This window comes from Sphingobium sp. YBL2, assembly GCF_000943805.1.
Classification (GTDB): domain Bacteria; phylum Pseudomonadota; class Alphaproteobacteria; order Sphingomonadales; family Sphingomonadaceae; genus Sphingobium; species Sphingobium fuliginis.
In genome coordinates, this window is record NZ_CP010954.1 from 4,526,580 (window position 1) to 4,547,785 (window position 21,206).

Sequence of the window (21,206 nt, forward strand, 5' to 3'; positions counted from 1 at the left end):
ATCGTGCGTTACGGGGTCATGGATGCCCATTCCGCACAGACTGAAGCCGCAGAGCTGAACCGTCCCGGCCTGAAGCCGCTCAGCCAATGGATGCGCACATTGGTCGATTATGTGCGGTCCGGCAAACCCGACCTCACCAACCGGCAGATGGCGCTGATGCTGACCGTCTACATCGGCGCGGGGCCGCATACGGTGCGGGGACTCGCGGAGGCGCTGAACGTCTCCAAGCCGGTCATCACCCGCGCACTCAACAAATTATCGGCGCTCGGCTATCTGCGGCGGGAACGGGACTCCACCGACCGACGCAATATTTTCATCACCCGAACCCCAAAAGGGGCGGAATTTCTTGACGCCTTTCACCATTTCATCGCAGGAACCGGCCGCGATGAACGCCTCAACTTCTCCCCTGCGGAACGCACCGCCTGAACGCATCCGATTCAAGCTGGACGGCCGATCGGTCAGGCTCGACACGCGCGTCCACGCGGCGCGCGGCGACCTGGCCGACCTGGCGCTGGCCGGCGTGCTGTTTTCCGCCCATTATGCCCGCGCCGTCGAACTGACCTGCGTCGCCGCCGGCGCGCCGGTGCTGGCATCCGACACGCCCAAGGCGCAGGCGGTCAGCGAATTGCTGCGCGGCGAGAGCTTCCACGCGCTGGACGTGACGGCGGACTGGGCCTGGGGCTTTTGCGGGCATGACGGCTATGTCGGCTATGTCCGGCGGGAAGCGCTGGACGTGCGGGAGGTGGTGAACAGCCGCGTGATCACCGGCACGGCGCCGCTCTTCAGCGCCGCCGACATCAAGTCGCCCATTGCCGATTACTGGCCGCGCGGCGCGCAGTTCGCGGCAGAGGCGCGGGGCGATTTCTTCGCCTGTGCGGAAGGCTTCGTGCATCGGCGCCATGTCGCGGAGATCGACGCGCTGGAAAGCGACTGGGTTTCGGTGGCGGAGCGTTATCTGGGCCAGCCCTATGTCTGGGGCGGGCGCGGGCATCGCGGCGTCGACTGTTCCGGCCTGGTGCAGGTATCGCTCGGCCAGTGCGGGATCAAGGCGCCCCGCGACACCGATCTGCAGCGGGAGGGGATCGGTTCCCTCATCGCGCCGGATGCGCCGCTCCGACGAGGGGACTTTGTCTTCTTCCCCGGCCATGTCGGCATCATGACCGACGAGCGCAACATGATACATGCCAACGCCCATTGGATGAGCGTGGTGATCGAGCCACTGGCCGACGTCGTCGGACGGTTGGCGGCGGACCATGCGGAACCCGTGACGGCGAGGCGGAGAATCGGCACATGACACATCGGATATTCATCGACGGCGGCGTCGGCACCACGGGTCTGGAAATCAACGAGCGGCTGGCGGGTCGTCCCGAACTGTCGATCATCACGCTCGACGAGGACAGGCGCAAGGACGCGTCGGCGCGCAGGGAGGCGCTGAACGCGGCGGACATCGTCATCCTCTGCCTGCCCGACGATGCAGCGCGGGAGGCGGTGGCCCTGATCGACAATGGCCGGACGCGGGTGATCGACGCGTCGACGGCCCATCGGGTGGCGGACGGCTGGACCTATGGCTTTGCCGAACTGGAACCGGGGCATCGGGACAGGCTTGCAAATTCGCGGTTCGTCGCCAATCCGGGCTGCTGGCCGACAGGCTTCCTGGCGCTGGTGAGACCGCTGGTGCTCGCCGGTCTGCTGCCGGGCGACTGGCCGGTGACGGTATCCGGCGCATCCGGCTATTCGGGCGGCGGCAAGTCGATGATCGCGGAATATGAAGGCGCGGAGGGCGCGCCGAGCGCGTTCCGGCCCTATGGACTGGGGCTGGCCCACAAGCATGTGCCGGAAATGCTGCGCTATTCCGGCTTGCAGCACCCGCCCCTGTTCGCCCCGGCCGTCGCCAATGCCTATCGCGGCATGATCGTGGAGGTGCCGTTGCAGTTGCGCGCCCTGCCCGGGGCGCCTTCGGTGGCCGATGTGCATGGCGTGTTGGCCGCCGCCTATGCGGGATCGCCCATCGTCAGCGTGGAAGCGCTGGAGGACAGCGCGGCGATGACTCAGGTCCGGCTGGAGCATGTCGGCGCGACCGACCGGCTGGCGCTGTTCGTCTTCGGCAATGAGGCGGCCGGTCAGGCGCGGCTGGTGGCGGCGCTCGACAATCTCGGCAAGGGCGCGGCCGGAGCCGCCGTGCAGAACCTCAACATATTGGCGGGACTGCCGGAAACGGCTGGCCTGCGGCTATAGGCCGACATTCGATCTGCTCCATCCGTCATGCCGGACTCGTTTCAGCATGACGGATGGGAAGTCGGGGCGAGCGAAGCTTCGGAGATGCGCTGGATCAATGGATCGTGCCCAGCGGCCCTTCATGGGTCAGCAGCACGATCAGCCGCTCGATCTGCCGCCAATGGCAGAAGCGGATATGGTTGCCCAGATCGCGGCTTCGGTCGGCGCGCGCCGCGGCTTCATAGCCTGCATTGTCGCCAAACAGCGACATCAGCTCAGCTGCGTCCTCATAGCTCTTTCGATTGGAAAGATATGGCATGTTCATGACGAAGCCCCCCAAAGTCCCCACCCTGACGGTAAGGATCATGGTTCAATCCCCATGCCAACCATGGTCATCGACGGAGCAGCGCGGCCTGGAAGGGTGAACGGCCGGTTAGCCAAGTCCCGCCATGGCACAAACATCCCGTTGCGGCACAGACCTGTCCTGAAAAGGCGCAGGCGGGAAAGCGCTGGCCATGCATCCCCGCGCGTGGCAAGGACCGGGAAATGACCAATGCCAGAAAAGAACCGATCGGCGCAGGCGCCATTTTGGCGCTCACCATTTTGGGCGGAACAATCGTCGGCGGCCTGATGGGCCAGCCAAGTGCAGGCCTGCTGGGCGGCACCGCGCTGGGCATCGTGATCGCGGTGCTGCTATGGGTGCGGGATCGGGGAAAATAGCTCCGCACCCGGCACTTGCGCGCCTTGCCACCATCTGTGGGCCAGCATAAACGGATAGCCATGAAGAAGCATCTGATCGCGCTCACCCTCCTCACGCTGGCCGTTCTCATCGGCCTTTTCTTCTATTTCGCGCGGGGAGATACGGCGCGGCTTCCGGCCGGCGCGGATGTGGGCAAGGAGCCGGTTTTCACCAGCCCCCGCAGCGAAATGATCCCGACGATGAACGTCGCGGATGCCGTGCCGTGGAAGGGTGGGGAAAAGCCGGTTCCCGCAAAGGGGCTGAACGTCGATCGCTTCGCGGATGGGCTGGACCATCCCCGCTCGCTGCTGCGCCTGCCCAATGGCGATGTGCTGGTGGCCGAAACCAACAGTCCGACACGCCCGACGGGCGGCATCGTCAACCGGGTGATGAACTATCTGATGAACAAGGCAGGCGCCGGCGTGCCGTCCGCCAACCGCATCACCCTGCTGCGCGACGCCGATGGCGACGGGCGGGCGGAAACCAAGACCGCTTTCCTCAGCGGGCTCAACTCCCCCTATGGCATGGCGCTGGTGGGGAACACGCTCTACGTCGCCAATACGGATGCCTTGATGGCCTTTCCCTACAAGGAAGGGGACAGCAGGATCACGGCCAGGGGGCGCAAGATCCTGAACCTTCCCGCGCAGGCGCCCAACATGCACTGGACGCGCAGCCTGGCCGCAAGCCCGCAGGGGCTGCTTTATGTGGGCGTCGGCTCCAACAGCAATATCGGGGAAAATGACCTGGAGACGGAGGCCAATCGCGCCGCCGTGCTGGAGGTCAATCCCGATACGGGCGCCTATCGCATCTACGCTTCGGGCCTGCGCAACCCCGTGGGGCTGGCTTTCGAGCCCAGGAGCGGCGCCTTGTGGGGCGTGGTGAACGAGCGCGACATGCTGGGCAGCGATCTGGTGCCCGATTATCTGACGCGGGTGGAATTCGGCGCCTTCTATGGCTGGCCGTGGAATTATTGGGGCGGTTATGAGGATCGCCGTGTCCAGCCGCAACGGCCGGAGGTTCGCGAATATACCAAGCGGCCGGACTATGCGCTGGGCAATCATGTGGCGCCGCTGGGCCTCAGCTTCGCCGACAAGGTGACGCTGGGCGCGCCCTATGCCAACGGCGCCTTTGTCGGGCTGCACGGCAGCTGGAATCGCAAGCCTGCCGCGGGCTACAAGGTCGTGTTCGTGCCCTTTGGCGACAATGGGGAGGCGGGCAAGGCCAAGCCGGTCGATGTGCTGACGGGCTTCCTGGGAAGCAAGGGCGAGGCGCATGGGCGCCCGGTCGATGTGACGGCGGACGCCAGGGGCGCGTTGCTGGTCAGCGACGATGTCGGCGGTGTCGTCTGGCGGGTGACGGCGGCGAAGTGAGGTGATGGGTTCTTGCCGGGGTGTGCCCTTGATCCTCTCCCGTCGAGGGCCGGCAGAGAGGGACACTCCCCAAAATGCCCCGGCCGCAAACCCATGAATGGCGCGCTCAGGATTTGAGGCAAAGGGCCCGGCACAAGGAGAGAGGGCGCGGGAATATGTTTCAAGCCCTGCCGACGCCGTGATGGGCCTTTCTGGTCGAACCGCAGGACGCCCGGATGGGTTTACGGCCTAGATATTGAGGCCATGCCGCCCGGCCAGTTCCACCACATATTGCCAGGCCACGCGGCCTGAGCGGCTACCCCGCTGCGTCGCCCACTGGATCGCGTCCAGCGGCTGGAAGCTGAGGCCGAGGCTGGCCGCATAGCCGCTGACAATAGCGACATAGGCATCCTGGTCGATCGCGTGGAAACCCAGGGACAGCCCGAAGCGGTCCGAAAGCGCCATCTTGTCGTCCACCACGTCGCGGGGATTGACGGGGTCGTCCTGCTCCGACAGGTGGCGGGGCACGATGTGACGGCGGTTGGACGTCACATAGAGGCGAACATTGGCCGGGCGGGCGGCGGTTCCGCCCTGGAGCAGCGATCGAAGCGCACGGGCGTCGCCCACCCCATTTTCATCGAAGCCAAGATCGTCGAGGAACAGGATGAAGGGCCGGCGCGTGTCGCGCAACAGGGTGAAGAGTTGCGGCAGGCTGGCCAGTTCATCGATCGCGCATTGCAGCAGGGCGATGTCCTGCCCCTCCGCCTGAAGCTTGCCGATGACGGCGGCAACGACGGCGGACTTTCCGGTTCCGCGTGCGCCCCACAGCAGCACGTCATGCGCCGCATGTCCGGCAGCATGGCGGCGGCTGTTTTCAAGCAGCGCCTGCTTCTGCGCATCAATGCCGGTCAACAGGGCGTAATCCACCGGCGCGAAGGCCTCCACAGCCCGGATCGTGGCGCCGTTCCACACATAGGCGGGCGCGGCGGCCAGATCGGCGGAAGAAGCGGGCGGCGGAGCGATCCGTTCCAGCGCTTCGGCAATGCGGGTCAGCAGGGCATCGTTCATGGCGCCCTCGCTTAGCCCGCATCCGCATGACGGGCAAGCGCGGCGCCCATGTCATTCTTCTGTAGCAATGGCCTTTTACTCCCGGAAATCGGGGCTTATATCGCTGGGGTCGTGACCATCCCAAATCCAGTCTTTTCCACCCGAATAAGCCGCTATGGCAGCGAAGCGCTGCGCGAGGCGGCGCTGCTGATCCGTGCGGGCGAACCGGTCGCCGTGCCGACGGAGACGGTCTATGGCCTGGCGGCGGACGCCACGGACTCCAACGCGGTGGCGGCGATCTACACCGCCAAGGGACGGCCAAGCTTCAATCCGCTGATCGTCCATGTCGCCGATCGGGAGATGGCCGGGCGTCTGGCCGATTTTTCGCCCGTGGCCGACAAGCTGGCGGAGCGGTTCTGGCCCGGCGCGCTGACCATGGTCCTGCCGGTGCGCCCGGATAGTGGGCTGTCCCCGCTGGTCATGGCGGGACTGCCGACCGTGGCGCTGCGCCTGCCCGCCCATCCGGCGATGCGGGCGCTGATCCGGGAAAGCGGGCGTCCGCTCGCCGCGCCTTCGGCCAATCGCAGCGGCGCGATCAGCCCGACGCGCGCCGAACATGTGCTGGCGAGCCTCAACGGCAAGATCCGCATGATCCTGGATGAGGGGCCGACCAGCGAAGGGCTGGAATCGACCATCGTCGCGCCGGAAAGCGACTGCATCCGCCTGCTGCGACCGGGCCCGATCACGGCGGCCATGCTGGAGGAGGCAAGCAGGCTGCCGGTGGTGACGGGCGCTGACAATGCGAAGATCGAGGCGCCGGGGCAGTTGGAAAGCCATTATGCGCCGTCCAAGCCGGTGCGGCTGAACGCGCTGAAGGCGGAGAAGGACGAATATCTGATCGGCTTCGGCCTGATGCCGTGTCATGTGAATCTCAGCCCCGACGCCGAGATGCGGGAAGCGGCGGCGCATCTGTTCGCGGCCCTGCACATCGCGGATGCCAGCGCGGCGGAGCGGATCGCGGTGGCGCCGATACCCAATGAAGGGATCGGTGTAGCCATCAATGACCGGTTGCGGCGGGCGGCGGCTTAACATTCGCATTCATGCGGACCGCCTATGAATATGGTCATGCTGAACTTATTTCAGCATGACGCGTGGGGATGGGCCGGATAAAAGGGCGAGAAATCACTCACCCGCAATTATCATAACCCGCATCGCGGCATTCGCGGCGACGGCGTTCTTCCTCCTTCTTCCGCTCGCGGGCTTCGCGCGCCTCCTGCTTGCGCATCTTGCGGCCGTAATTGCGGTCGGCCTCTTCCTGGCTGGTGGTGCTCCAGTCGACCACCTGGCTGCCAGCGCGCACCGGCGCCGTCACGATATTCGCCGCCGTCCGCGCGATGCAGCCCGGCAGGAACAGCAACAAAGCCGGCGCGGCCACCCATGCGATCTTGTTCATATCTCTTCCCCGGCTTGTCATGTCCGCCAGCTTAAAGACGCTGGCGGCCAGGGCAAGCCGTGGGCGACGAACCGTTAGGGCGCTTCGATCCGCTCGGCAAAGCCCTTGCGCAGCTTGGCGAGCTTGGGCGGGATCACCGCCATGCAATAGGGGTTCCGGTCCCCCACCCGCTCCCAATATTTCTGGTGATAATCCTCCGCCGGATACCAGGGCGCGTCGGGCTCTATGGCGGTGACGATCGGGTTCGCCTGATCCGCCTGAGCGCGCTCGATCCCGGCCTTCGCCTCCGCCGCCTGTTCGGGCGAATGGGGGAAGATGGCCGACCGATACTGGGTGCCGATGTCGTTGCCCTGCCGGTTGAGCGTCGTCGGATCATGGGTGGCGAAGAAAATGTCCAGCAGGTCGCCATAGCCGATCGCCGCCGGATCATAGGTGATGCGGATAGCCTCGGCATGGCCGGTCGCGCCGGAGCAGACCTGCTCATAGCTGGGGTTCGGCAGCGTGCCGCCGATATAGCCGCTTTCCACGGCCTTCACGCCCTTCAGATTCTGATACACCGCTTCCGTGCACCAGAAGCAGCCGCCAGCCAGGGTTGCGATCTCTTCGGCCATATAGGGAGTCCTTATCCTGAATTGGCCGCCGAGATAGGAAGGATCAGCCCGCGGTTCCAGTCTGCCGCATCGCCGCCTCCGCCTTGGCGCGTTCCTCGGCCACCAGTTCCTTGCGGGACAGCTTGCCGACCAGCGTCTTGGGCAGGTTGAGGCGCACCTCCACCTCGCACACCTTCTCATGCTTGCCCAGTTGCGGGTTCAGCCAGTCCTTGAGCGCGGCCCCGTCGATCCCGGAGCCCTCCTGAAGAGTGACGAAGGCCTTCGGGCATTCGCCGCGATAATGGTCGGGAATGCCGATCACCAGCGCTTCCTTGACCGCCGGATGGTGGTAGAGGACCTTCTCGACCTCGCTGGGGAAGACCTTGAACCCGCCGACGGCGATCATGTCCTTCAGCCGGTCGACGATCTTCACATAGCCGTCCTCGTCGATCAGCCCGACATCGCCTGTGCGCAGCCAGCCGTCGACGAAAACCTCCTCGTCGGCGTCCGGCCGCTGCCAATAGCCCTTCATGATCTGCGGCCCGGAAAAGACCAGTTCGCCCGGTTCGCCCTCGGGCGGCGGACGGGTCGGGTCCTCGCGGTCGACCAGCTTGACGCGGGTGCCGGGCACCGGCTGCCCCACCGTGCCGGACTTGTTGAGGCCCTCATAGGGGTTGGAGCAGACGACCGGGCTGCTTTCGGTGAGGCCATAGCCCTCGACCAGCTTGGAGCCCGTCATCGCCTCGAACCGCTGCTTGACCTCCAGCGGCAGCGGCGCGCCGCCGGAAATGCAGAGGCGCAGGGAGGAGAAGTCGATATTGGGCGTCGCGGGATGATCCAGCAGCGCCTGGTACATGGTGGGCACGCCGGGCAGCGAGGTCGCCCTGGTCCGCTGCAACGCGGCCAGAACCTGCGTGCCGTCGAAACGGGGCAGCATCACCATCTCGCCGCCGTTCAGCACCGTCCGGTTGAGCACGCATGTATTGGCGAAGACATGGAAGAAGGGCAGCACCGCCAATATGCGGTCGGGCGCTTCGGGATGCGGATCGATCAGGCGGACCTGCCGCGCATTGGCGGTCAGGTTCTGATGGGTCAGCATTGCGCCCTTGGGCCGGCCGGTGGTGCCGCCGGTATATTGCAGTAGGGCGATGTCCTGCTCCGGATCGATGGCGACCGGCACGGGGTCTTCGCCATGGCGCAGCAGGTCCGCATAATGGGTAAGGCGCGGATCGTGCGGTACCGCGACCGTCTCCTTGCGCTTGAACAGCCGGAACAGCACCGACTTGGCAGGCGGCAGGACTTCCGCGACGCAGCCGACGACCAGCCGTTCCAGGCTGCTGTTGTCCAGCACTTCCAGCGCGGTGGGCAGCAATGCCTTGGCCGACAGGGTGAAGAGGATCTTCGTCCCGCTATCCTCGACCTGATGTTCCAGTTCGGCGGCCGTGTAGAGGGGGGAATAGTTGACGACCGTCGCCCCGGCCATCATCGCGCCATAATAGGCCGCGACATAATGAGGGACATTGGGCAGGAAAAGACCGACCCGGTCCCCCTTTTCTATGCCCATGTCCTGCAATCCCCTGGCGACCCGCCGGATGCTGTGGAGCATTTCGCCATAGCTCGTCTTGCGGCCCATGAAGTCGATCATCACCGCTTGCGGATTGGCCGCGGCGCTGTTCGCCACCATCTCCACCATCGACAGGGGCGGGAATGTCTGCTCCCAGGCAGAGGGATGATTATAGCGGGTTTTCCAGATTTTTTCGCTGCTCTCCATTTGTACAGGTGTAAGTTACGCCTTCCCTTTACGCAAGCGTAAAGCACGGCAAAAGGGCCGCGGCCCTTGGCAAGGCGCGGCCCTTTTCCCGGTCTCTGCCGTCGTCGCTCCGCACGGGGCGGATTGACGTTACGGCATCAGACGTGACCCTTGTTGTCGCTGAACGGATCGAGGATTTTCGCGGCGCCCGAAATCAGGTCGGACTCGCTCTTCAGCGCTTCTTCCGCGCGGCGGGTGGCGTCCTCGCGCTCCCGGCGCAGCTCGTTGATCAGCGCCTCGCGATCGCCGTCCAGGCGCGAATCGGTGGGGGCCTCGATGCCCGCCTTCTTCGCCGCCTTCGTCACCAGCGCGTCCAGTTCCCGCTGCGAGCAGAGGCCCAGCGTCACCGGGTCCTTGGGCACGATGTTGGAGATATTCCAGTGCGTGCGGTCGCGGATCGCGGCGATGGTGGTGCGCGTGGTGCCGATCAGCTTGCCGATGGCGCCGTCCGAAATTTCCGGATGGTTGCGCAGGATCCAGGCGATGCCGTCGGGCTTGTCCTGACGCTTGCTGACCGGCGTATAACGCGGTCCCTTGGTGCGGCGGACCGGCTCGGGGCCCTTCAGCATCTTCAGGCGATAGTCCGGATTGGCCTCGCCCTTGTGGATTTCCTCCATCGTGATTTCATGGGCGCGCACCGGATCGCGGCCGGTATATTTGGTGCCGGCGGTATCGTCGGCAATCGCCTGCACTTCCAGGATATGCAGCCCGCAAAACTCCGCAATCTGGTCGAAGCTCAGCGCGGTATTGTCGACCAGCCAACTGGCTGTCGCATGGGGCATGAGAGGCTGGGACACGGGAATTCTCCGGCATAGAAACGGCGCTTAAAAACGACAAGGGCCGCCCAAGCAGGGCGGCCACGCCCGACCCGAGATAGTGCATCCGGCCGCGCCGGGCAAGGAAAAGCGTCAGGCCGCGCTGCCGAGCGCCTGGGGATCGATATTGTGCAGGCCGGTGAGGAATTCCCGCGCGCTGCGTTCCCAACTGAAGCTCTTGCCATAGGCGGCGCATGCCTGACGGTCGCAGAGGAGCGCTGCGGCGATGGCATCCTCCAGCCGGTCCGACAAGGCGCCGCTTTCCGGGGTGACGATGTCGACCGGGCCGGTGACGGGATAGGCCGCCACCGGCGTGCCGCAGGCCAGCGCCTCTATCATGACCAGGCCGAAGGTGTCGGTGCGGCTGGGAAAGACGAAGACGTCGGCGCCGGCATAGGCGCCGGCCAGTTCCGCCCCGAACATGGGGCCCAGGAAATGCGCCTGCGGATAGGTTCTTTCCAGCATGGCGCGGGCGGGACCGTCCCCGACGACGACCTTCGTGCCCGGATGGCCGCTGGCCAGGAAGGCTTCCAGATTCTTCTCGACCGCGACACGGCCGACATAGAGCTGGATCGGACGCGGCAGATCGGCAAAGAGGATGGGCGGCGTCGCCATGGGCGTGAAGGCGGCCAGGTCCACTCCCCTGCCCCAGGCACGCACCTGCGCCAGCCCATGGGCGCGCAATTGCCGCCGCACGGACCGGGTCGACACCAGCACCGCCTCGGCCGGTCCATGGAACCAGCGGATATAGCGCCAGAACCACGCCGCCGGCAGCCCGGTGCGCTGCGCCACATAATCCGGAAAATGCGTATGATAGGCAGTGGTGAAGCGGATGCCGCTGCGCAGGCACCAGCGCCGTGCGGCCAGGCAAAGCGGCCCCTCCGTCGCCAGATGGATCGCGTCGGGACGGAAAGCCGCGATCATCTGCCCCACAACGCTCGAACGGGCGAAGGCCAGCCGGATTTCCGGATAGGTCGGACAGGGGATGGAGCCGAAGAGATCGGGCGAGACCAGCTTCACCTCATGCCCCATCTTCTCCAGTTCCGCCTGCATGGTCTGGAGCGTGCGGACGACGCCGTTCACCTGCGGGCTCCAGGCGTCGGTGACTATGGCGACACGCATCGTTCGCCCTCCCGTCAGGCCGCGATCCGGGAAGGTTCTTCGGCGGCGCGCCCGGCGATCTCGTCGGCCCAGTGCAGCACCTCCATGCGCCCGTCGAAATGCTCGACCAGCGCCGTGCATCCCTCCACCCAATCGCCGTCATTATAATATTCGACGCCCGCGATCTCGCGGATTTCCGCATTGTGGATATGCCCGCAAACGACCCCGTCGACGCCGCGGGAACCGGCCTCATGCGCCACCACCTCCTCGAAGCGGGAGATGAACTCGACGGCGTTCTTGACCTTGTGCTTCGCCATCTTGCTGAGCGACCAATAGGGCAGCCCCATGCGTTGCCGCACCGCGTTCACCACGACATTGACGCGCATCAGCATGGTATAGGCGGCGTCGCCCACAAAGGCCAGCCAGCGGTGCGCGAGCATGATCGTGTCGAACTCGTCGCCGTGCAGCACCAGCAGCTTGCGGCCGTCGGCGGTCTCATGGATCGCCTTGCGCCGGATCTCGACGCCGCCGAAGCTGAGGCCGGTGAACTGGCGGAACATCTCGTCATGATTGCCGGGGATGTAGACGACGCGGGTGCCGCGCTTGGCCCGCTTCATCACCCGCCAGACCACATCGTTATGCGCGGCGGGCCAATAGAAGCGCTTCTTCAGCCGCCAGCCGTCGATAATGTCGCCCACCAGATACATGGTGTCGCTGTCGACGCTGTCGAGGAAGTCGATCAGCATGCTCGCATTGCAGCCGCGCGTGCCGAGGTGAATGTCCGAAATCCAGATCGTGCGATAGCGGCGACGCTTCCCTTCCCGTTCGGGAATGGCGAACTTGTCGTCGGCGCCATCGTCCAACTCCGCCAGGAAAGGCAGGCGAGTGATGGCGTTCATGATGCGACCCCTGAGCTGTTTCCCTCAGGAGCGAATCCATAGCCGCCCTATGTTACAACTCCGCAGCGAATATGACGGAAATGCTACGGTCTTTGCCAGTGCAGGACATTCCTTCTCCCTCGAGGGAGAAGGATAGGAAGCCTTGGCGACGAAGGAGCCTAGGCTGATTTGGATGAGGGGGAAGCGGGCCTGCGGCCCGCGCGATCCCATGGATCGCAACCCCCTCACCCAGCTGCGACTAGGCAGCAAGCTGCCAAGTCTGCGCAGCCCTCTCCCTCAGGGAGAGGGATAAAGCGGGTGTTCGATTACCCCCCAATCAGACCCACCCCCTCGTCAAACCGTCAGCACGATCTTCCCGAAATGCTCCCCCGCATCCATGCGCGCATGCGCGGCGGCCGCCTCCGCCAGCGGAAAGCGCATGTCCATCGCCGGCCGCAGCCTGCCCTGCTCGATGAAAGCCCACACCACCCGCATCAACTCGTCCGCCACCAGACTCTTGAAGGCCACAGAGCGCGGGCGCAGCGTCGATCCGGTCAGCGTCAGCCGCTTGCCCATGATCGCGGGAATGAAGACCTCCGCCTTGGGCCCGCCCATGACCGCGATGGACACATGGCGCCCGTCCTCCGCCAGGCACTGGATGTTGCGCGGCAGATAATCCCCGCCGACCATGTCCAGCACCGCCTGCACGCCCCGCCCGCCGGTGATCCGCTTCACTTCCTCGACGAAATCCTGGCTGCGATAATTGATCGCATGATCGGCGCCCCAGGCCTTCGCCTGCTCGCATTTCTCATCGCTGCCACAGGTCACGATGACGCCGATGTCGAACAGCTTGCAGAGCGAGATCGCCATGGTGCCGATGCCGCTCGTGCCGCCATGGACCAGCACCACATCGCCCTCCACCACATAGGCGCGCTCGAACAGGTTGCTCCACACGGTGAACAGGGTTTCCGGCAGGGCCGCCGCCTCGACCAGATCATAATCGTCCGGCACCGGCAGGCACTGGCCGGCGGGCGCCACCGCATATTCGGCATAGCCCCCGCCGGGCAGAAGCGCGCAGACGCGCCGGCCGATCAACAGTTCCGCGCTACCGCCCGCGGCGACGATGATGCCGGAAACCTCCAGCCCCGGAATGTCCGGCGCACCGGGCGGCGGCGGATATTTCCCCTGCCGCTGCATCATGTCGGGCCGGTTGACGCCGGCCGCCGCCACCTTGATCAGCACCTCGTCCGGCCCCGGCACGGGAACCGGCCGCCGCTGCGGCACCAGGGCCTCAGGCCCACCGGGAACCGCTATGCCGATCACCGTCATTTCCGTCGGCAGGTCGTTCGGCTTCACGCCCTCTATCGCCATTGCGGCCCCTCGCGGCAGATGTTGCACCGCACCTAAATCGACGGGCGGAATGCAGGCCTTATTGACAGACTGGCCCGCAGGGTCAACATTGCGATTCATGGACATGGAAGACGATCTGCCCCGAAAGGCCGATGATCCTCTGGCCCAGCTGATCCGGCAGGATCTGGGTCCGCTGTCCGTTGCCGATCTCGAAGCGCGCATCGCGGCGCTGCAGGGCGAAATCGCCCGCACCCGATCCAGGATTGAAAACGCCGTTAACCACAAAGCAAGCGCCGAGGCGTTATTCAAGCGATGAACCCGCGCCCCGCCCCACGCGACTCCGACAAGGGTCTCACCGGGCATGGGCAGTCTGGCAATTCCGGCGGTCAGGATGCCCATCTTGATCCGCCGTCGAGCAATGCCGACATATGGTTCAAGACAGCCCCTCATTGGGGGTCAGGAGTATAAGAGACATGCCATCTTTCGCACCCGCCCTTGAAACCACCCTGCATAATGCGCTGACCCACGCATCGGAGCGTCGTCACGAATATGCGACGCTGGAGCATCTGCTGCTCGCGCTGATCGACGACGAACATGCGTCGAAGGTGATGCAGGCCTGCGGCGTGGAGCTTGGCGAATTGTCCGACGCGGTGACGCAATATCTGGATACCGAACTCGACAGCCTGAAGGTGGAGGGGGCAAGCGACCCCTCCCCCACCAGCGGCTTCCAGCGGGTGGTCCAGCGCGCGATCCTGCATGTCCAATCCTCCGGAAAGGATGAAGTGACGGGAGCCAATGTGCTCGTCGCGCTTTTCTCCGAGCGGGAAAGTTATGCCGTCTACTTCCTCCAGCAGCAGGATATGAGCCGCCTGGATGCCGTCAGCTACATCAGCCACGGCGTCGGCAAGGGCACGGCCGCCCCTGAACCGCGCGAAACCAAGGGCGCTCAGGAGGAGGAGAAGAAGGCGCAGGACAGCAAGGGCAAGAAGGACAGTGCCTTGGAGCAGTTCACCGTCAACCTCAACGAGAAGGCGGCGCGGGGCAAGGTTGACCCGCTGATCGGCCGCGCTTCCGAAGTCGACCGGACCATCCAGATCCTGTGCCGGCGGTCGAAGAACAACCCGCTCTATGTGGGCGACCCGGGCGTGGGCAAGACCGCCATCGCGGAAGGCTTGGCGCGCAAGATCGTGGAGGGCGAGGTTCCCGACGTCCTCAAGGAAGCGGTGATCTACTCGCTCGACATGGGCGCGCTGCTTGCCGGAACCCGCTATCGCGGCGATTTCGAGGAGCGGCTGAAGGCGGTCGTCACCGAGCTGGAGAAGATGCCGCACGCGGTCCTCTTCATCGACGAGATCCACACGGTGATCGGCGCGGGCGCGACCAGCGGCGGCGCGATGGATGCGTCCAACCTGCTGAAGCCTGCCCTGTCGGGCGGCACGATCCGCTGCATCGGCTCCACCACCTACAAGGAGTTCCGCAACCATTTCGAGAAGGACCGCGCCCTGCTGCGCCGGTTCCAGAAGATCGACGTCAACGAACCCACGGTCGAGGACACGATCAAGATTCTCGCCGGGCTGCGCAGCGCCTTTGAGGAGCATCACAACGTCAAATACACCCCCGACGCGATCAAGGCGGCGGTGGAGCTGTCGGCGCGCTACATCAACGACCGCAAGCTGCCGGACAAGGCGATCGACGTGATCGATGAGGTCGGCGCGATGCAGATGCTGGTCGTGCCGTCCAAGCGCAAGAAGACGATCACCCCCAGGGAGATCGAGCAGGTCATCGCAACCATGGCCCGCATCCCTCCCAAGACCGTCTCGGCGGACGACAAGTCGGTTCTCGAAACGCTCGACACCGACCTCAAGCGCGTCGTCTTCGGCCAGAACCGGGCGATCGAGGTGCTGTCCTCCGCGATCAAGCTGTCGCGGGCGGGCCTGCGCGATCCCGACAAGCCGATCGGCAACTATCTCTTCTCCGGCCCCACCGGCGTCGGCAAGACGGAGGTCGCCCGGCAACTCGCCCATCTGCTCGGCATTCCGCTCCAGCGGTTCGACATGTCCGAATATATGGAACGCCATTCGGTCAGCCGCCTGATCGGCGCTCCTCCGGGCTATGTCGGCTATGACCAGGGCGGCCTGCTGACCGATGCAGTGGACCAGAATCCGCATAGCGTGCTGCTGCTGGACGAGATCGAGAAGGCCCATCCGGACCTGTTCAACATCCTGCTCCAGGTGATGGACAATGGCCGCCTCACCGATCACCACGGCAAGACGGTGGATTTCCGCAACACCATCCTCATCATGACCACCAATGCCGGTGCGTCGGACATGGCGAAGGAAAGCATCGGCTTTGGCGAACTGACCCGCGAGGATGCGCAGGAGGACGCGGTGAAGAAGCTCTTCACCCCCGAATTCCGCAATCGCCTCGATGCCATCGTACCCTTCGGCTATCTGCCGCCGGAGATCGTGGCGCGGGTCATCGACAAGTTCGTGCTGCAACTGGAACTGCAACTGGCCGACCGCGACGTCCACATCACCCTGGACGACGAGGCGAAGGCCTGGCTCACCAAGCGCGGCTATGACAAGCTCTATGGCGCCCGCCCGATGGGCCGCCTGATGCAGGAGAAGATCAAGCAGCCGCTGGCCGAGGAACTGCTGTTCGGCAAGCTGGTGCATGGCGGCGAAGTCCATGTCCGGCTGAAGGACGACGCCCTCGCCTTCGAAATCACCCCCGCCGCCCCCAAGAAGGGGAAGAAGGGTGGCAAGTCGAAGCCTGCGGAACGGGCGAAATAAGACAGCGCCATCATCGGCAATCATGACAAGGGCTGCCCCTCGGGGTCGCCCTTGATCATTCGGGCGCGCCGAAGAAACCGGCCACGGATCAGCACGGCCGATCCTCCCTCCGGCATCAAGCCTCCCGAACCGCTGGACCGCCTGCCGAAGCGAGAACTTGCGGATTGCTCTCCATCGGGCACAAGGATGGCTCAAGCCAGATGCGGGAGAGTCGCGATGTCGAACGAAATCACCCTCTACACCAATCCGATGTCGCGCGGGCAGATCGCCCGCTGGATGCTGGAGGAAGTGGGAGAGCCCTACGACATGGTCGTGCTGGATTATGACGTCGGCATGAAGTCGGCCGATTACCTCGCGATCAACCCGATGGGCAAGGTTCCCGCCATCGTCCACGCAGGCAAGGTGGTGACCGAATGCGCCGCCATCTGCGCCTATCTGGCCGATGCCTTTCCCGCCGCCGGCCTGGCGCCCGCCACCGATGGTCGCGCCGACTATTATCGCTGGCTCTTCTTCGCCGCCGGCCCGGTGGAGGCCGCCATCACCAACAAGGCGCTCGGTTTTGCCGTTCCCGAAGGCCGCGAGCGTCTGGCCGGCTATGGCACGTTCGACCATGCGATCGATGCCCTGGAACGCGCCGTCTCCGGACCAGCCTGGATTTGCGGCGACCGGTTCACCGCCGCCGACGTCTATGTGGGAGCGCAGGTCGATTGGGGCCTCAGCTTCGGTTCGATCCCCAGCCGCCCCGTCTTCGAAGCCTATGCGGCGCGCCTGCGCGAGCGCCCGGCCTATAAGCGGCAAAAGGAACTGGACAACGCCCTGATCGCAAAGATGCAGAAGCCCGCCTGAAGCACCCCCAAAGCAAAAGGCCCGGCGAACCACTTCGCCGGGCCTTCCCTTATTTCAGCTAAAGCCGTCTTCAGTTGCGCTGATTGCCCATGAAGCGCAGCAGGAACAGGAACATGTTGATGAAGTCGAGATAGAGGTTCAGCGCCCCCATCACCACCGACTTGCCCATCATGTCCGTGCCGGCGACATAGGCATAGATGCTCTTGATCTTCTGCGTGTCATAAGCGGTCAGACCCGCAAACAGCAGCACGCCGACGAAGCTGATCACCAGATTCATGGCGCTCGACCGCAGGAACAGGTTGATGAGGCTGGCGACCAGCAGACCGACAACACCCATGATGAGGAAGGTGCCGAAACCCGAAAGGTCGCGCTTCGTCGTATAGCCCCAGAGGCTAAGCCCCGCAAAGGCAGCCGCCGTCGCGAAGAAGGTCTGGGCAACGGACGTGCCGGTATAGACGAGCAGGATGGACGAGAGCGACAGGCCCATCACCGCGGCATAGGCCCAGAACATCGCCTGCATCGCGAAGGTCGACAGACGGTTGATGCCAAAGCTCATCGTCATCACGAACAGCAGCGGCGCGAACATGATGACATATTTCAATATGCCGGGTCCGGCCAGGATCTGGTAAGCAAACCCGCTGGAGGCGAACAGCATGGCGACGACGCCCGTCAGCAGCACGCCGCTCGCCATATAATTGTAAACCGACAGCATATAGCTGCGCAGGCCAGCGTCATACGCCTCCCCGCGCGCAACGGTCGTGCCGCCAAAACCCGCAACGTCGGAACGCGGATCGGACCAATTGGCCATGAGATATTCTCCTTCACCGGCATCCATGCGGCCGGTTCCCTCATTATCGGCTTATCGCGCTTCCAATTCAAGCCGCGAGCGCAATCTGACTTATCGCCGCGAAACAGCTATAGGAAGGCGATGCACCGCCTGTTCGTCGCCATACGCCCGCCCGCCGACATCCGCGCCGGCCTCATCGCCCTGATGAACGGGATCAATGGAGCGCGCTGGCAGGACGACGACCAGTTGCACATCACCCTGCGCTTCATTGGAGAGGTCGACCGCCACCAGGCCAATGACATCGCCGACGCACTGGCGAATATCCGCTTTTCGCCCTTCCGGACCGCACTGTCCGGCGTGGGCTGCTTCGACCGCAAGGGCCATGTCAACGCGCTCTGGGCAGGCATGGAGCCACGCGCACCCCTCGCCCGGCTTCATCGGAAAGTGGACCGCGCCTGCATCGCCGCGGGCCTGTCACCGGACGATCGCAGCTATCTGCCGCACATCACCCTCGCCCGCTTCGGACGCACGGCCGGCCCGATGGACGCCTTCATCGCCCTTCATGCCGGCCTGGCAAGCGCCCCATTCACCGTCGATGAGTTCGCCCTCTATGAAAGCCATCTCAGCCAGAACGGCTCGACCTATCATTTGATCGAACGCTATAGGGCGGACAGGGACGAGCCCGAATAAGACGCGATTGCCGCAAGCGTTCCTGGCGAATTCAGGTCGACAGCGCGCCGCAGGCCACCCGTCCACCCGCATTGCCGGCAGGATCGGTCTTGTTGTCGTCCGCCTGCGCATGGATCACCAACGCCGCGCCGTCGCCGTCCAGCAGCGGCGTCGCGCCTCCGCTGATGGTCCCGCCGGGGATGACATATTCCATTTCGCCCGAACCGTCGGCGCCGGCGATCATGTTCGGCATATCGCCCATGTGCATGCCCGCAGGATTATCCTTGCCATGCTTGTGACCCGTGGGATTCCAGTGTCCGCCAGCGCTCGTGAAATCGGGCGGCGTACAGGTTCCGGTGCCGTGGATATGCACGGCATGCATGCCCGGCGTCAGCCCTTGCGCGCGCACCAGCACATGCAGGCCATCGGTCGCCTGCGTCACCGTCGCATCTCCGCGCGGCGATCCGTCCGCGGCCAGCAGCTTCGCATGGGCCACGGGCGCGGCGGCGTCGCTTGCAGGGGCCGTCCCCGACGACCCGGTCGCACAGGCCGATGCCAGGGCAGCCATCGGCAATGCCAGAAGAATTGCGGCAATTTTCATGATGAACCAACTCCGAGAAGAACGCTGCTAGGCGAACGCAACATGACGGTCTTTGTTGCCTAAGCGATCCGAAATGTCACCGCTTTTCATCCCGATCATGCTTTGGGCCGGAGGGCACAAGCCGCTCCTCCAAGGGCGCTCGAGCAAGACAGGGGTTCGCCAGGGGCCAATCCATTGCACGCAACTTCCGCATTGCCATTGGCAGCACCAGAGGCTGGCCGGGCCTGAACAGCATCTTCCCCGATTTGGTCCGAAGCCCGCTACAGGCGAGTTCGCAGCCCTCCCTGTACAAACCGCATGGAAAAAGGGGCCGGTCTTTCGACCAGCCCCTCAATCCCTTCCCATCCCGAAGGATGGAAAATCTTACTGACCCGAACCCGGACCGTAGGTGATTTCCACGCGACGGTTCTGCAGTTCGCGGACGCCGTCGGCGGTTTCGACGCGAGGGTTCGATTCACCGAACGCCTGGGTCGTGATCACGCCGTCAGGAATGCCCTTCGACGAGATATATGCCTTGACGGCATCGGCGCGACGCTGGGACAGGCCGACGTTGTACGAGGCCGAACCCGAACGGTCCGCATAACCCGCCAGCATGACCTGCGCGCTGCCGCAGTTGCTGTAGGCCGAAACCGCATTGTCCAGAATGGTGGCGGCGTCAGGCGTGATGTCCGACTTGTCCCATTCGAAGAAGACGATGTACGGCCCAGGGCTGCACTCAGCCACCGGCGGCGGAGGCGGCGGGGGCGGAGGCGGCGGGGGCGGCGGAGGCGGCGGGGGCGGCGGCGGAGCAGCCGGTTCACCACCGAAGTTGTAGGTCAGGCCCAGCAGCAGGCTGTGGGTGCGCAGCTTGGTGTCGACCGACGAGCCGGCGGGGCCACCGATGGTGGTGTAGGCCGGGATCAGCTTGATGTCGTCCTGGTTGAAGAAGCGATACTTCAGCGAGACGTCGACATTGTTGGTCAGCGGATAGCGAACGCCAGCCAGCGCCTGCCAGGCGAAGCCGGTGTCGGAATCGTTCACCAGATCGTTGGCCAGCTTGCCGCGCGAAACGCCGACACCGCCGCCGACGAAGCCCTGCAGGCCGTCATCGGGACCGAAGTCCAGCAAGCCGTTCAGCATGAACGACAGAGCCGAAGCCGAACCGCCGAAGCCGCTCTTGTCCAGATCCACCTTGGCGCGCTTGTAAGCGGCCTCGGCCTCCAGACGGAAACCGCCGAAGTCATAACCGATATTGGCGTCACCGTCGAAGCCCTTGTGGTAGTCCACGCCGGCAACCGTGTTGCTGGCAGCGCCGCCATTGCCGGGGGTGAAGGTGATGTCCTGATCTTCGACGAGAACAACGCCGGAATCGATACCGATATACCAGCTATTGTCACGCGCCAGGGCCGGGGTGGCCAGGGCGCTGGTCGCAAGCACAGCCGCGAGGGCAAGCTTCCGCATCTGAATTCCCCTTTCAAAAGTGTCACGAAGGACTGCTGAAACCCTGTATCGGGTAGAAAGTTTCATGGCAAGTCCACAATTGGCAAAACTGTTGCAAAAATAACGCAGTTAACCCTGTCGCCTTCCGTTGGCTCCTAATTCGAAAGGGCAATTCTGGTAAAAGGCGGACACAGCGAAAGTCACAGCAGGATCAGCTTGCGATCAGTCCATGTGTCCGCAGCGCGCCCAGAATTGCGGCAAGGGCCGAACGCGCCTCCACGTCGACTATGGCGCCGCCCGCCGGATTGGCGACGGCCGCCACGGCCGCGCCCACGACCCGCTGCCCACCGACATAGAAGCCATCTGCCCGCACGGCGGAATCCTCCCAGCGCGCGCCGTCATGCCGCATGACATGCCCCCGGTCCGCGACCCATAGCGAAAGGCCCGCACGGGGCGCGGCGAAACGCCATCCCCCTTCCGTCCAGCAGGCCAGGGCCCCATCCTGCCCTTCCCAGGCGCCACCTGCCCCGGCGGCCACGATCCAGCAGGCGCCAGCCGTCGGCGACGCGGGCGGCTCATCCCGGTCGGCGCTTTCCACCGCGCCATGCAGCAGCATGTCGATCCGCGCCAGCGCCTCGTTGTGAAACAGCTCCTTCTGCGCCTGCCCGGCGAAAAGCTGGGGCAAGGCCCAACGGAGCGTCGAGTCCATCACCATGATTCGATTGTCCTTTTCTTCAGAAAATGCC

The 21,206-nt window shown here is 64.7% G+C and carries 23 protein-coding genes; 10 read left to right on the forward strand and 13 right to left on the reverse strand.

Translation table 11 applies throughout. The features are described 5' to 3' along the window. The first annotated feature begins 18 nt into the window (after positions 1-18). Genes TZ53_RS20890 through argC form a run of 3 tightly spaced genes read left to right on the forward strand, consistent with a single transcriptional unit; the run spans position 19 to position 2,235 of the window. Positions 19-426 carry a MarR family winged helix-turn-helix transcriptional regulator gene (locus tag TZ53_RS20890; protein WP_025548865.1) on the forward strand — a complete coding sequence of 136 codons (408 nt, stop codon included), beginning with the start codon at positions 19-21 and terminating at the stop codon, positions 424-426. Next, complete coding sequence (locus tag TZ53_RS20895; protein ID WP_044662580.1) at positions 386-1,294, forward strand: C40 family peptidase; 909 nt, start codon at positions 386-388, stop codon at positions 1,292-1,294. Before TZ53_RS20890 ends, TZ53_RS20895 begins: the two co-directional genes overlap by 41 nt. Next, on the forward strand, positions 1,291-2,235 hold the full coding sequence (argC, locus tag TZ53_RS20900; RefSeq protein WP_025548862.1) for an N-acetyl-gamma-glutamyl-phosphate reductase: 945 nt from the start codon (positions 1,291-1,293) through the stop codon (positions 2,233-2,235). Before TZ53_RS20895 ends, argC begins: the two co-directional genes overlap by 4 nt. Before the next feature lie 94 nt (positions 2,236-2,329). Here argC and TZ53_RS20905 read toward each other — a convergent pair whose 3' ends face one another. Then, positions 2,330-2,533 (reverse strand): hypothetical protein, encoded by a 204-nt coding sequence (locus tag TZ53_RS20905; protein WP_037482318.1) that lies wholly within the window; start codon positions 2,531-2,533, stop codon positions 2,330-2,332. 227 nt (positions 2,534-2,760) lie between these two features. On the opposite strand from TZ53_RS20905, the gene TZ53_RS27240 reads away from it, so the two are divergent. Together TZ53_RS27240 and TZ53_RS20910 are read left to right on the forward strand one after the other, a co-directional pair. Next, on the forward strand, positions 2,761-2,934 hold the full coding sequence (locus TZ53_RS27240) for a hypothetical protein (protein ID WP_165363299.1): 174 nt from the start codon (positions 2,761-2,763) through the stop codon (positions 2,932-2,934). Between the two features lie 60 nt (positions 2,935-2,994). Then, on the forward strand, positions 2,995-4,323 hold the full coding sequence (locus TZ53_RS20910; protein ID WP_044662581.1) for a PQQ-dependent sugar dehydrogenase: 1,329 nt from the start codon (positions 2,995-2,997) through the stop codon (positions 4,321-4,323). A 228-nt stretch (positions 4,324-4,551) separates the two neighbouring features. Here TZ53_RS20910 and TZ53_RS20915 read toward each other — a convergent pair whose 3' ends face one another. Next, on the reverse strand, positions 4,552-5,370 hold the full coding sequence (locus TZ53_RS20915; RefSeq protein ID WP_025548859.1) for an ATP-binding protein: 819 nt from the start codon (positions 5,368-5,370) through the stop codon (positions 4,552-4,554). A gap of 111 nt (positions 5,371-5,481) precedes the next feature. On the opposite strand from TZ53_RS20915, the gene TZ53_RS20920 reads away from it, so the two are divergent. Further along, positions 5,482-6,438: an L-threonylcarbamoyladenylate synthase gene (locus TZ53_RS20920; RefSeq protein WP_044663182.1), complete on the forward strand. Its 957-nt coding sequence runs from the start codon at positions 5,482-5,484 to the stop codon at positions 6,436-6,438. Between the two features lie 97 nt (positions 6,439-6,535). On the opposite strand, the gene TZ53_RS20925 is transcribed toward TZ53_RS20920, so the two are convergent. The 7 genes from TZ53_RS20925 to TZ53_RS20955 form a co-directional block, all read right to left on the reverse strand. Next, entirely contained in the window at positions 6,536-6,802 is a 267-nt protein-coding gene (locus TZ53_RS20925) for a hypothetical protein (protein WP_025548857.1), read from the reverse strand. A 74-nt stretch (positions 6,803-6,876) separates the two neighbouring features. Continuing rightward, positions 6,877-7,413 carry a peptide-methionine (S)-S-oxide reductase MsrA gene (gene msrA, locus TZ53_RS20930; protein WP_025548856.1) on the reverse strand — a complete coding sequence of 179 codons (537 nt, stop codon included), beginning with the start codon at positions 7,411-7,413 and terminating at the stop codon, positions 6,877-6,879. Between the two features lie 43 nt (positions 7,414-7,456). Continuing rightward, entirely contained in the window at positions 7,457-9,163 is a 1,707-nt protein-coding gene (locus TZ53_RS20935) for a long-chain-fatty-acid--CoA ligase (RefSeq protein ID WP_044662582.1), read from the reverse strand. Between the two features lie 137 nt (positions 9,164-9,300). Continuing rightward, positions 9,301-9,984 (reverse strand): DUF1013 domain-containing protein, encoded by a 684-nt coding sequence (locus TZ53_RS20940; protein ID WP_025548854.1) that lies wholly within the window; start codon positions 9,982-9,984, stop codon positions 9,301-9,303. Between the two features lie 126 nt (positions 9,985-10,110). Continuing rightward, complete coding sequence (locus TZ53_RS20945) at positions 10,111-11,139, reverse strand: glycosyltransferase family 4 protein (protein WP_044662583.1); 1,029 nt, start codon at positions 11,137-11,139, stop codon at positions 10,111-10,113. Positions 11,140-11,153: 14 nt separating this feature from the next. Next, the gene (locus TZ53_RS20950; RefSeq protein ID WP_025548852.1) at positions 11,154-12,017 is read right to left on the reverse strand and encodes a UDP-2,3-diacylglucosamine diphosphatase; all 864 of its coding nucleotides are present in this window, start codon (positions 12,015-12,017) and stop codon (positions 11,154-11,156) included. Positions 12,018-12,350: 333 nt separating this feature from the next. Beyond that, a complete protein-coding gene (locus TZ53_RS20955) occupies positions 12,351-13,367 on the reverse strand; it encodes an NAD(P)H-quinone oxidoreductase (RefSeq protein WP_044663183.1) in 1,017 nt (338 codons plus the stop codon). A 97-nt stretch (positions 13,368-13,464) separates the two neighbouring features. Between TZ53_RS20955 and TZ53_RS20960 the strand changes: the two genes are divergently transcribed. The 3 genes from TZ53_RS20960 (at position 13,465) to TZ53_RS20970 (ending at position 16,984) form a co-directional block, all read left to right on the forward strand. Next, complete coding sequence (locus TZ53_RS20960) at positions 13,465-13,662, forward strand: DUF1192 domain-containing protein (protein ID WP_044662584.1); 198 nt, start codon at positions 13,465-13,467, stop codon at positions 13,660-13,662. A 157-nt stretch (positions 13,663-13,819) separates the two neighbouring features. Then, positions 13,820-16,138, forward strand: coding sequence for an ATP-dependent Clp protease ATP-binding subunit ClpA (gene clpA / locus TZ53_RS20965; protein WP_044662585.1), 2,319 nt, complete (start codon positions 13,820-13,822; stop codon positions 16,136-16,138). A 216-nt stretch (positions 16,139-16,354) separates the two neighbouring features. Next, on the forward strand, positions 16,355-16,984 hold the full coding sequence (locus TZ53_RS20970; RefSeq protein ID WP_044662586.1) for a glutathione S-transferase family protein: 630 nt from the start codon (positions 16,355-16,357) through the stop codon (positions 16,982-16,984). Between the two features lie 70 nt (positions 16,985-17,054). Here the strand turns inward: TZ53_RS20970 and TZ53_RS20975 are convergent, their stop codons facing one another. Continuing rightward, the gene (locus TZ53_RS20975; RefSeq protein ID WP_025548846.1) at positions 17,055-17,792 is read right to left on the reverse strand and encodes a Bax inhibitor-1/YccA family protein; all 738 of its coding nucleotides are present in this window, start codon (positions 17,790-17,792) and stop codon (positions 17,055-17,057) included. A gap of 120 nt (positions 17,793-17,912) precedes the next feature. Between TZ53_RS20975 and thpR the strand changes: the two genes are divergently transcribed. Beyond that, positions 17,913-18,461 carry an RNA 2',3'-cyclic phosphodiesterase gene (gene thpR, locus TZ53_RS20980; protein WP_044662587.1) on the forward strand — a complete coding sequence of 183 codons (549 nt, stop codon included), beginning with the start codon at positions 17,913-17,915 and terminating at the stop codon, positions 18,459-18,461. A gap of 31 nt (positions 18,462-18,492) precedes the next feature. Here thpR and TZ53_RS20985 read toward each other — a convergent pair whose 3' ends face one another. The 3 genes from TZ53_RS20985 to TZ53_RS20995 all read right to left on the reverse strand — a co-directional run bounded on the left by TZ53_RS20985 (position 18,493) and on the right by TZ53_RS20995 (position 21,175). Next, entirely contained in the window at positions 18,493-19,041 is a 549-nt protein-coding gene (locus tag TZ53_RS20985) for a superoxide dismutase family protein (protein ID WP_044662588.1), read from the reverse strand. 363 nt (positions 19,042-19,404) lie between these two features. Beyond that, on the reverse strand, positions 19,405-20,481 hold the full coding sequence (locus TZ53_RS20990) for an OmpA family protein (protein ID WP_044662589.1): 1,077 nt from the start codon (positions 20,479-20,481) through the stop codon (positions 19,405-19,407). A gap of 190 nt (positions 20,482-20,671) precedes the next feature. Next, entirely contained in the window at positions 20,672-21,175 is a 504-nt protein-coding gene (locus tag TZ53_RS20995) for a DUF2793 domain-containing protein (RefSeq protein WP_044662590.1), read from the reverse strand. Positions 21,176-21,206: the final 31 nt, after the last annotated feature.

Excerpts from the sequence above, each read along its gene's own strand:
- TZ53_RS20915 (WP_025548859.1), bottom strand. The coding sequence starts at position 5,370 with ATGAACGATGCCCTGCTGACCCGCATTGCCGAAGCGCTGGAACGGATC.
- TZ53_RS20910 (WP_044662581.1), top strand. The coding sequence starts at position 2,995 with ATGAAGAAGCATCTGATCGCGCTCACCCTCCTCACGCTGGCCGTTCTC.
- TZ53_RS20925 (WP_025548857.1), bottom strand. The coding sequence starts at position 6,802 with ATGAACAAGATCGCATGGGTGGCCGCGCCGGCTTTGTTGCTGTTCCTG.
- TZ53_RS20895 (WP_044662580.1), top strand. The coding sequence starts at position 386 with ATGAACGCCTCAACTTCTCCCCTGCGGAACGCACCGCCTGAACGCATC.
- TZ53_RS20970 (WP_044662586.1), top strand. The coding sequence starts at position 16,355 with ATGTCGAACGAAATCACCCTCTACACCAATCCGATGTCGCGCGGGCAG.
- TZ53_RS20945 (WP_044662583.1), bottom strand. The coding sequence starts at position 11,139 with ATGCGTGTCGCCATAGTCACCGACGCCTGGAGCCCGCAGGTGAACGGC.
- TZ53_RS20940 (WP_025548854.1), bottom strand. The coding sequence starts at position 9,984 with ATGCCCCATGCGACAGCCAGTTGGCTGGTCGACAATACCGCGCTGAGC.
- TZ53_RS20905 (WP_037482318.1), bottom strand. The coding sequence starts at position 2,533 with ATGCCATATCTTTCCAATCGAAAGAGCTATGAGGACGCAGCTGAGCTG.
- argC (WP_025548862.1), top strand. The coding sequence starts at position 1,291 with ATGACACATCGGATATTCATCGACGGCGGCGTCGGCACCACGGGTCTG.
- TZ53_RS27240 (WP_165363299.1), top strand. The coding sequence starts at position 2,761 with ATGACCAATGCCAGAAAAGAACCGATCGGCGCAGGCGCCATTTTGGCG.
- TZ53_RS20960 (WP_044662584.1), top strand. The coding sequence starts at position 13,465 with ATGGACATGGAAGACGATCTGCCCCGAAAGGCCGATGATCCTCTGGCC.
- TZ53_RS20950 (WP_025548852.1), bottom strand. The coding sequence starts at position 12,017 with ATGAACGCCATCACTCGCCTGCCTTTCCTGGCGGAGTTGGACGATGGC.
- TZ53_RS20955 (WP_044663183.1), bottom strand. The coding sequence starts at position 13,367 with ATGGCGATAGAGGGCGTGAAGCCGAACGACCTGCCGACGGAAATGACG.
- thpR (WP_044662587.1), top strand. The coding sequence starts at position 17,913 with ATGCACCGCCTGTTCGTCGCCATACGCCCGCCCGCCGACATCCGCGCC.
- TZ53_RS20975 (WP_025548846.1), bottom strand. The coding sequence starts at position 17,792 with ATGGCCAATTGGTCCGATCCGCGTTCCGACGTTGCGGGTTTTGGCGGC.
- TZ53_RS20995 (WP_044662590.1), bottom strand. The coding sequence starts at position 21,175 with ATGGTGATGGACTCGACGCTCCGTTGGGCCTTGCCCCAGCTTTTCGCC.
- TZ53_RS20890 (WP_025548865.1), top strand. The coding sequence starts at position 19 with ATGGATGCCCATTCCGCACAGACTGAAGCCGCAGAGCTGAACCGTCCC.
- TZ53_RS20935 (WP_044662582.1), bottom strand. The coding sequence starts at position 9,163 with ATGGAGAGCAGCGAAAAAATCTGGAAAACCCGCTATAATCATCCCTCT.
- msrA (WP_025548856.1), bottom strand. The coding sequence starts at position 7,413 with ATGGCCGAAGAGATCGCAACCCTGGCTGGCGGCTGCTTCTGGTGCACG.
- clpA (WP_044662585.1), top strand. The coding sequence starts at position 13,820 with ATGCCATCTTTCGCACCCGCCCTTGAAACCACCCTGCATAATGCGCTG.
- TZ53_RS20990 (WP_044662589.1), bottom strand. The coding sequence starts at position 20,481 with ATGCGGAAGCTTGCCCTCGCGGCTGTGCTTGCGACCAGCGCCCTGGCC.
- TZ53_RS20985 (WP_044662588.1), bottom strand. The coding sequence starts at position 19,041 with ATGAAAATTGCCGCAATTCTTCTGGCATTGCCGATGGCTGCCCTGGCA.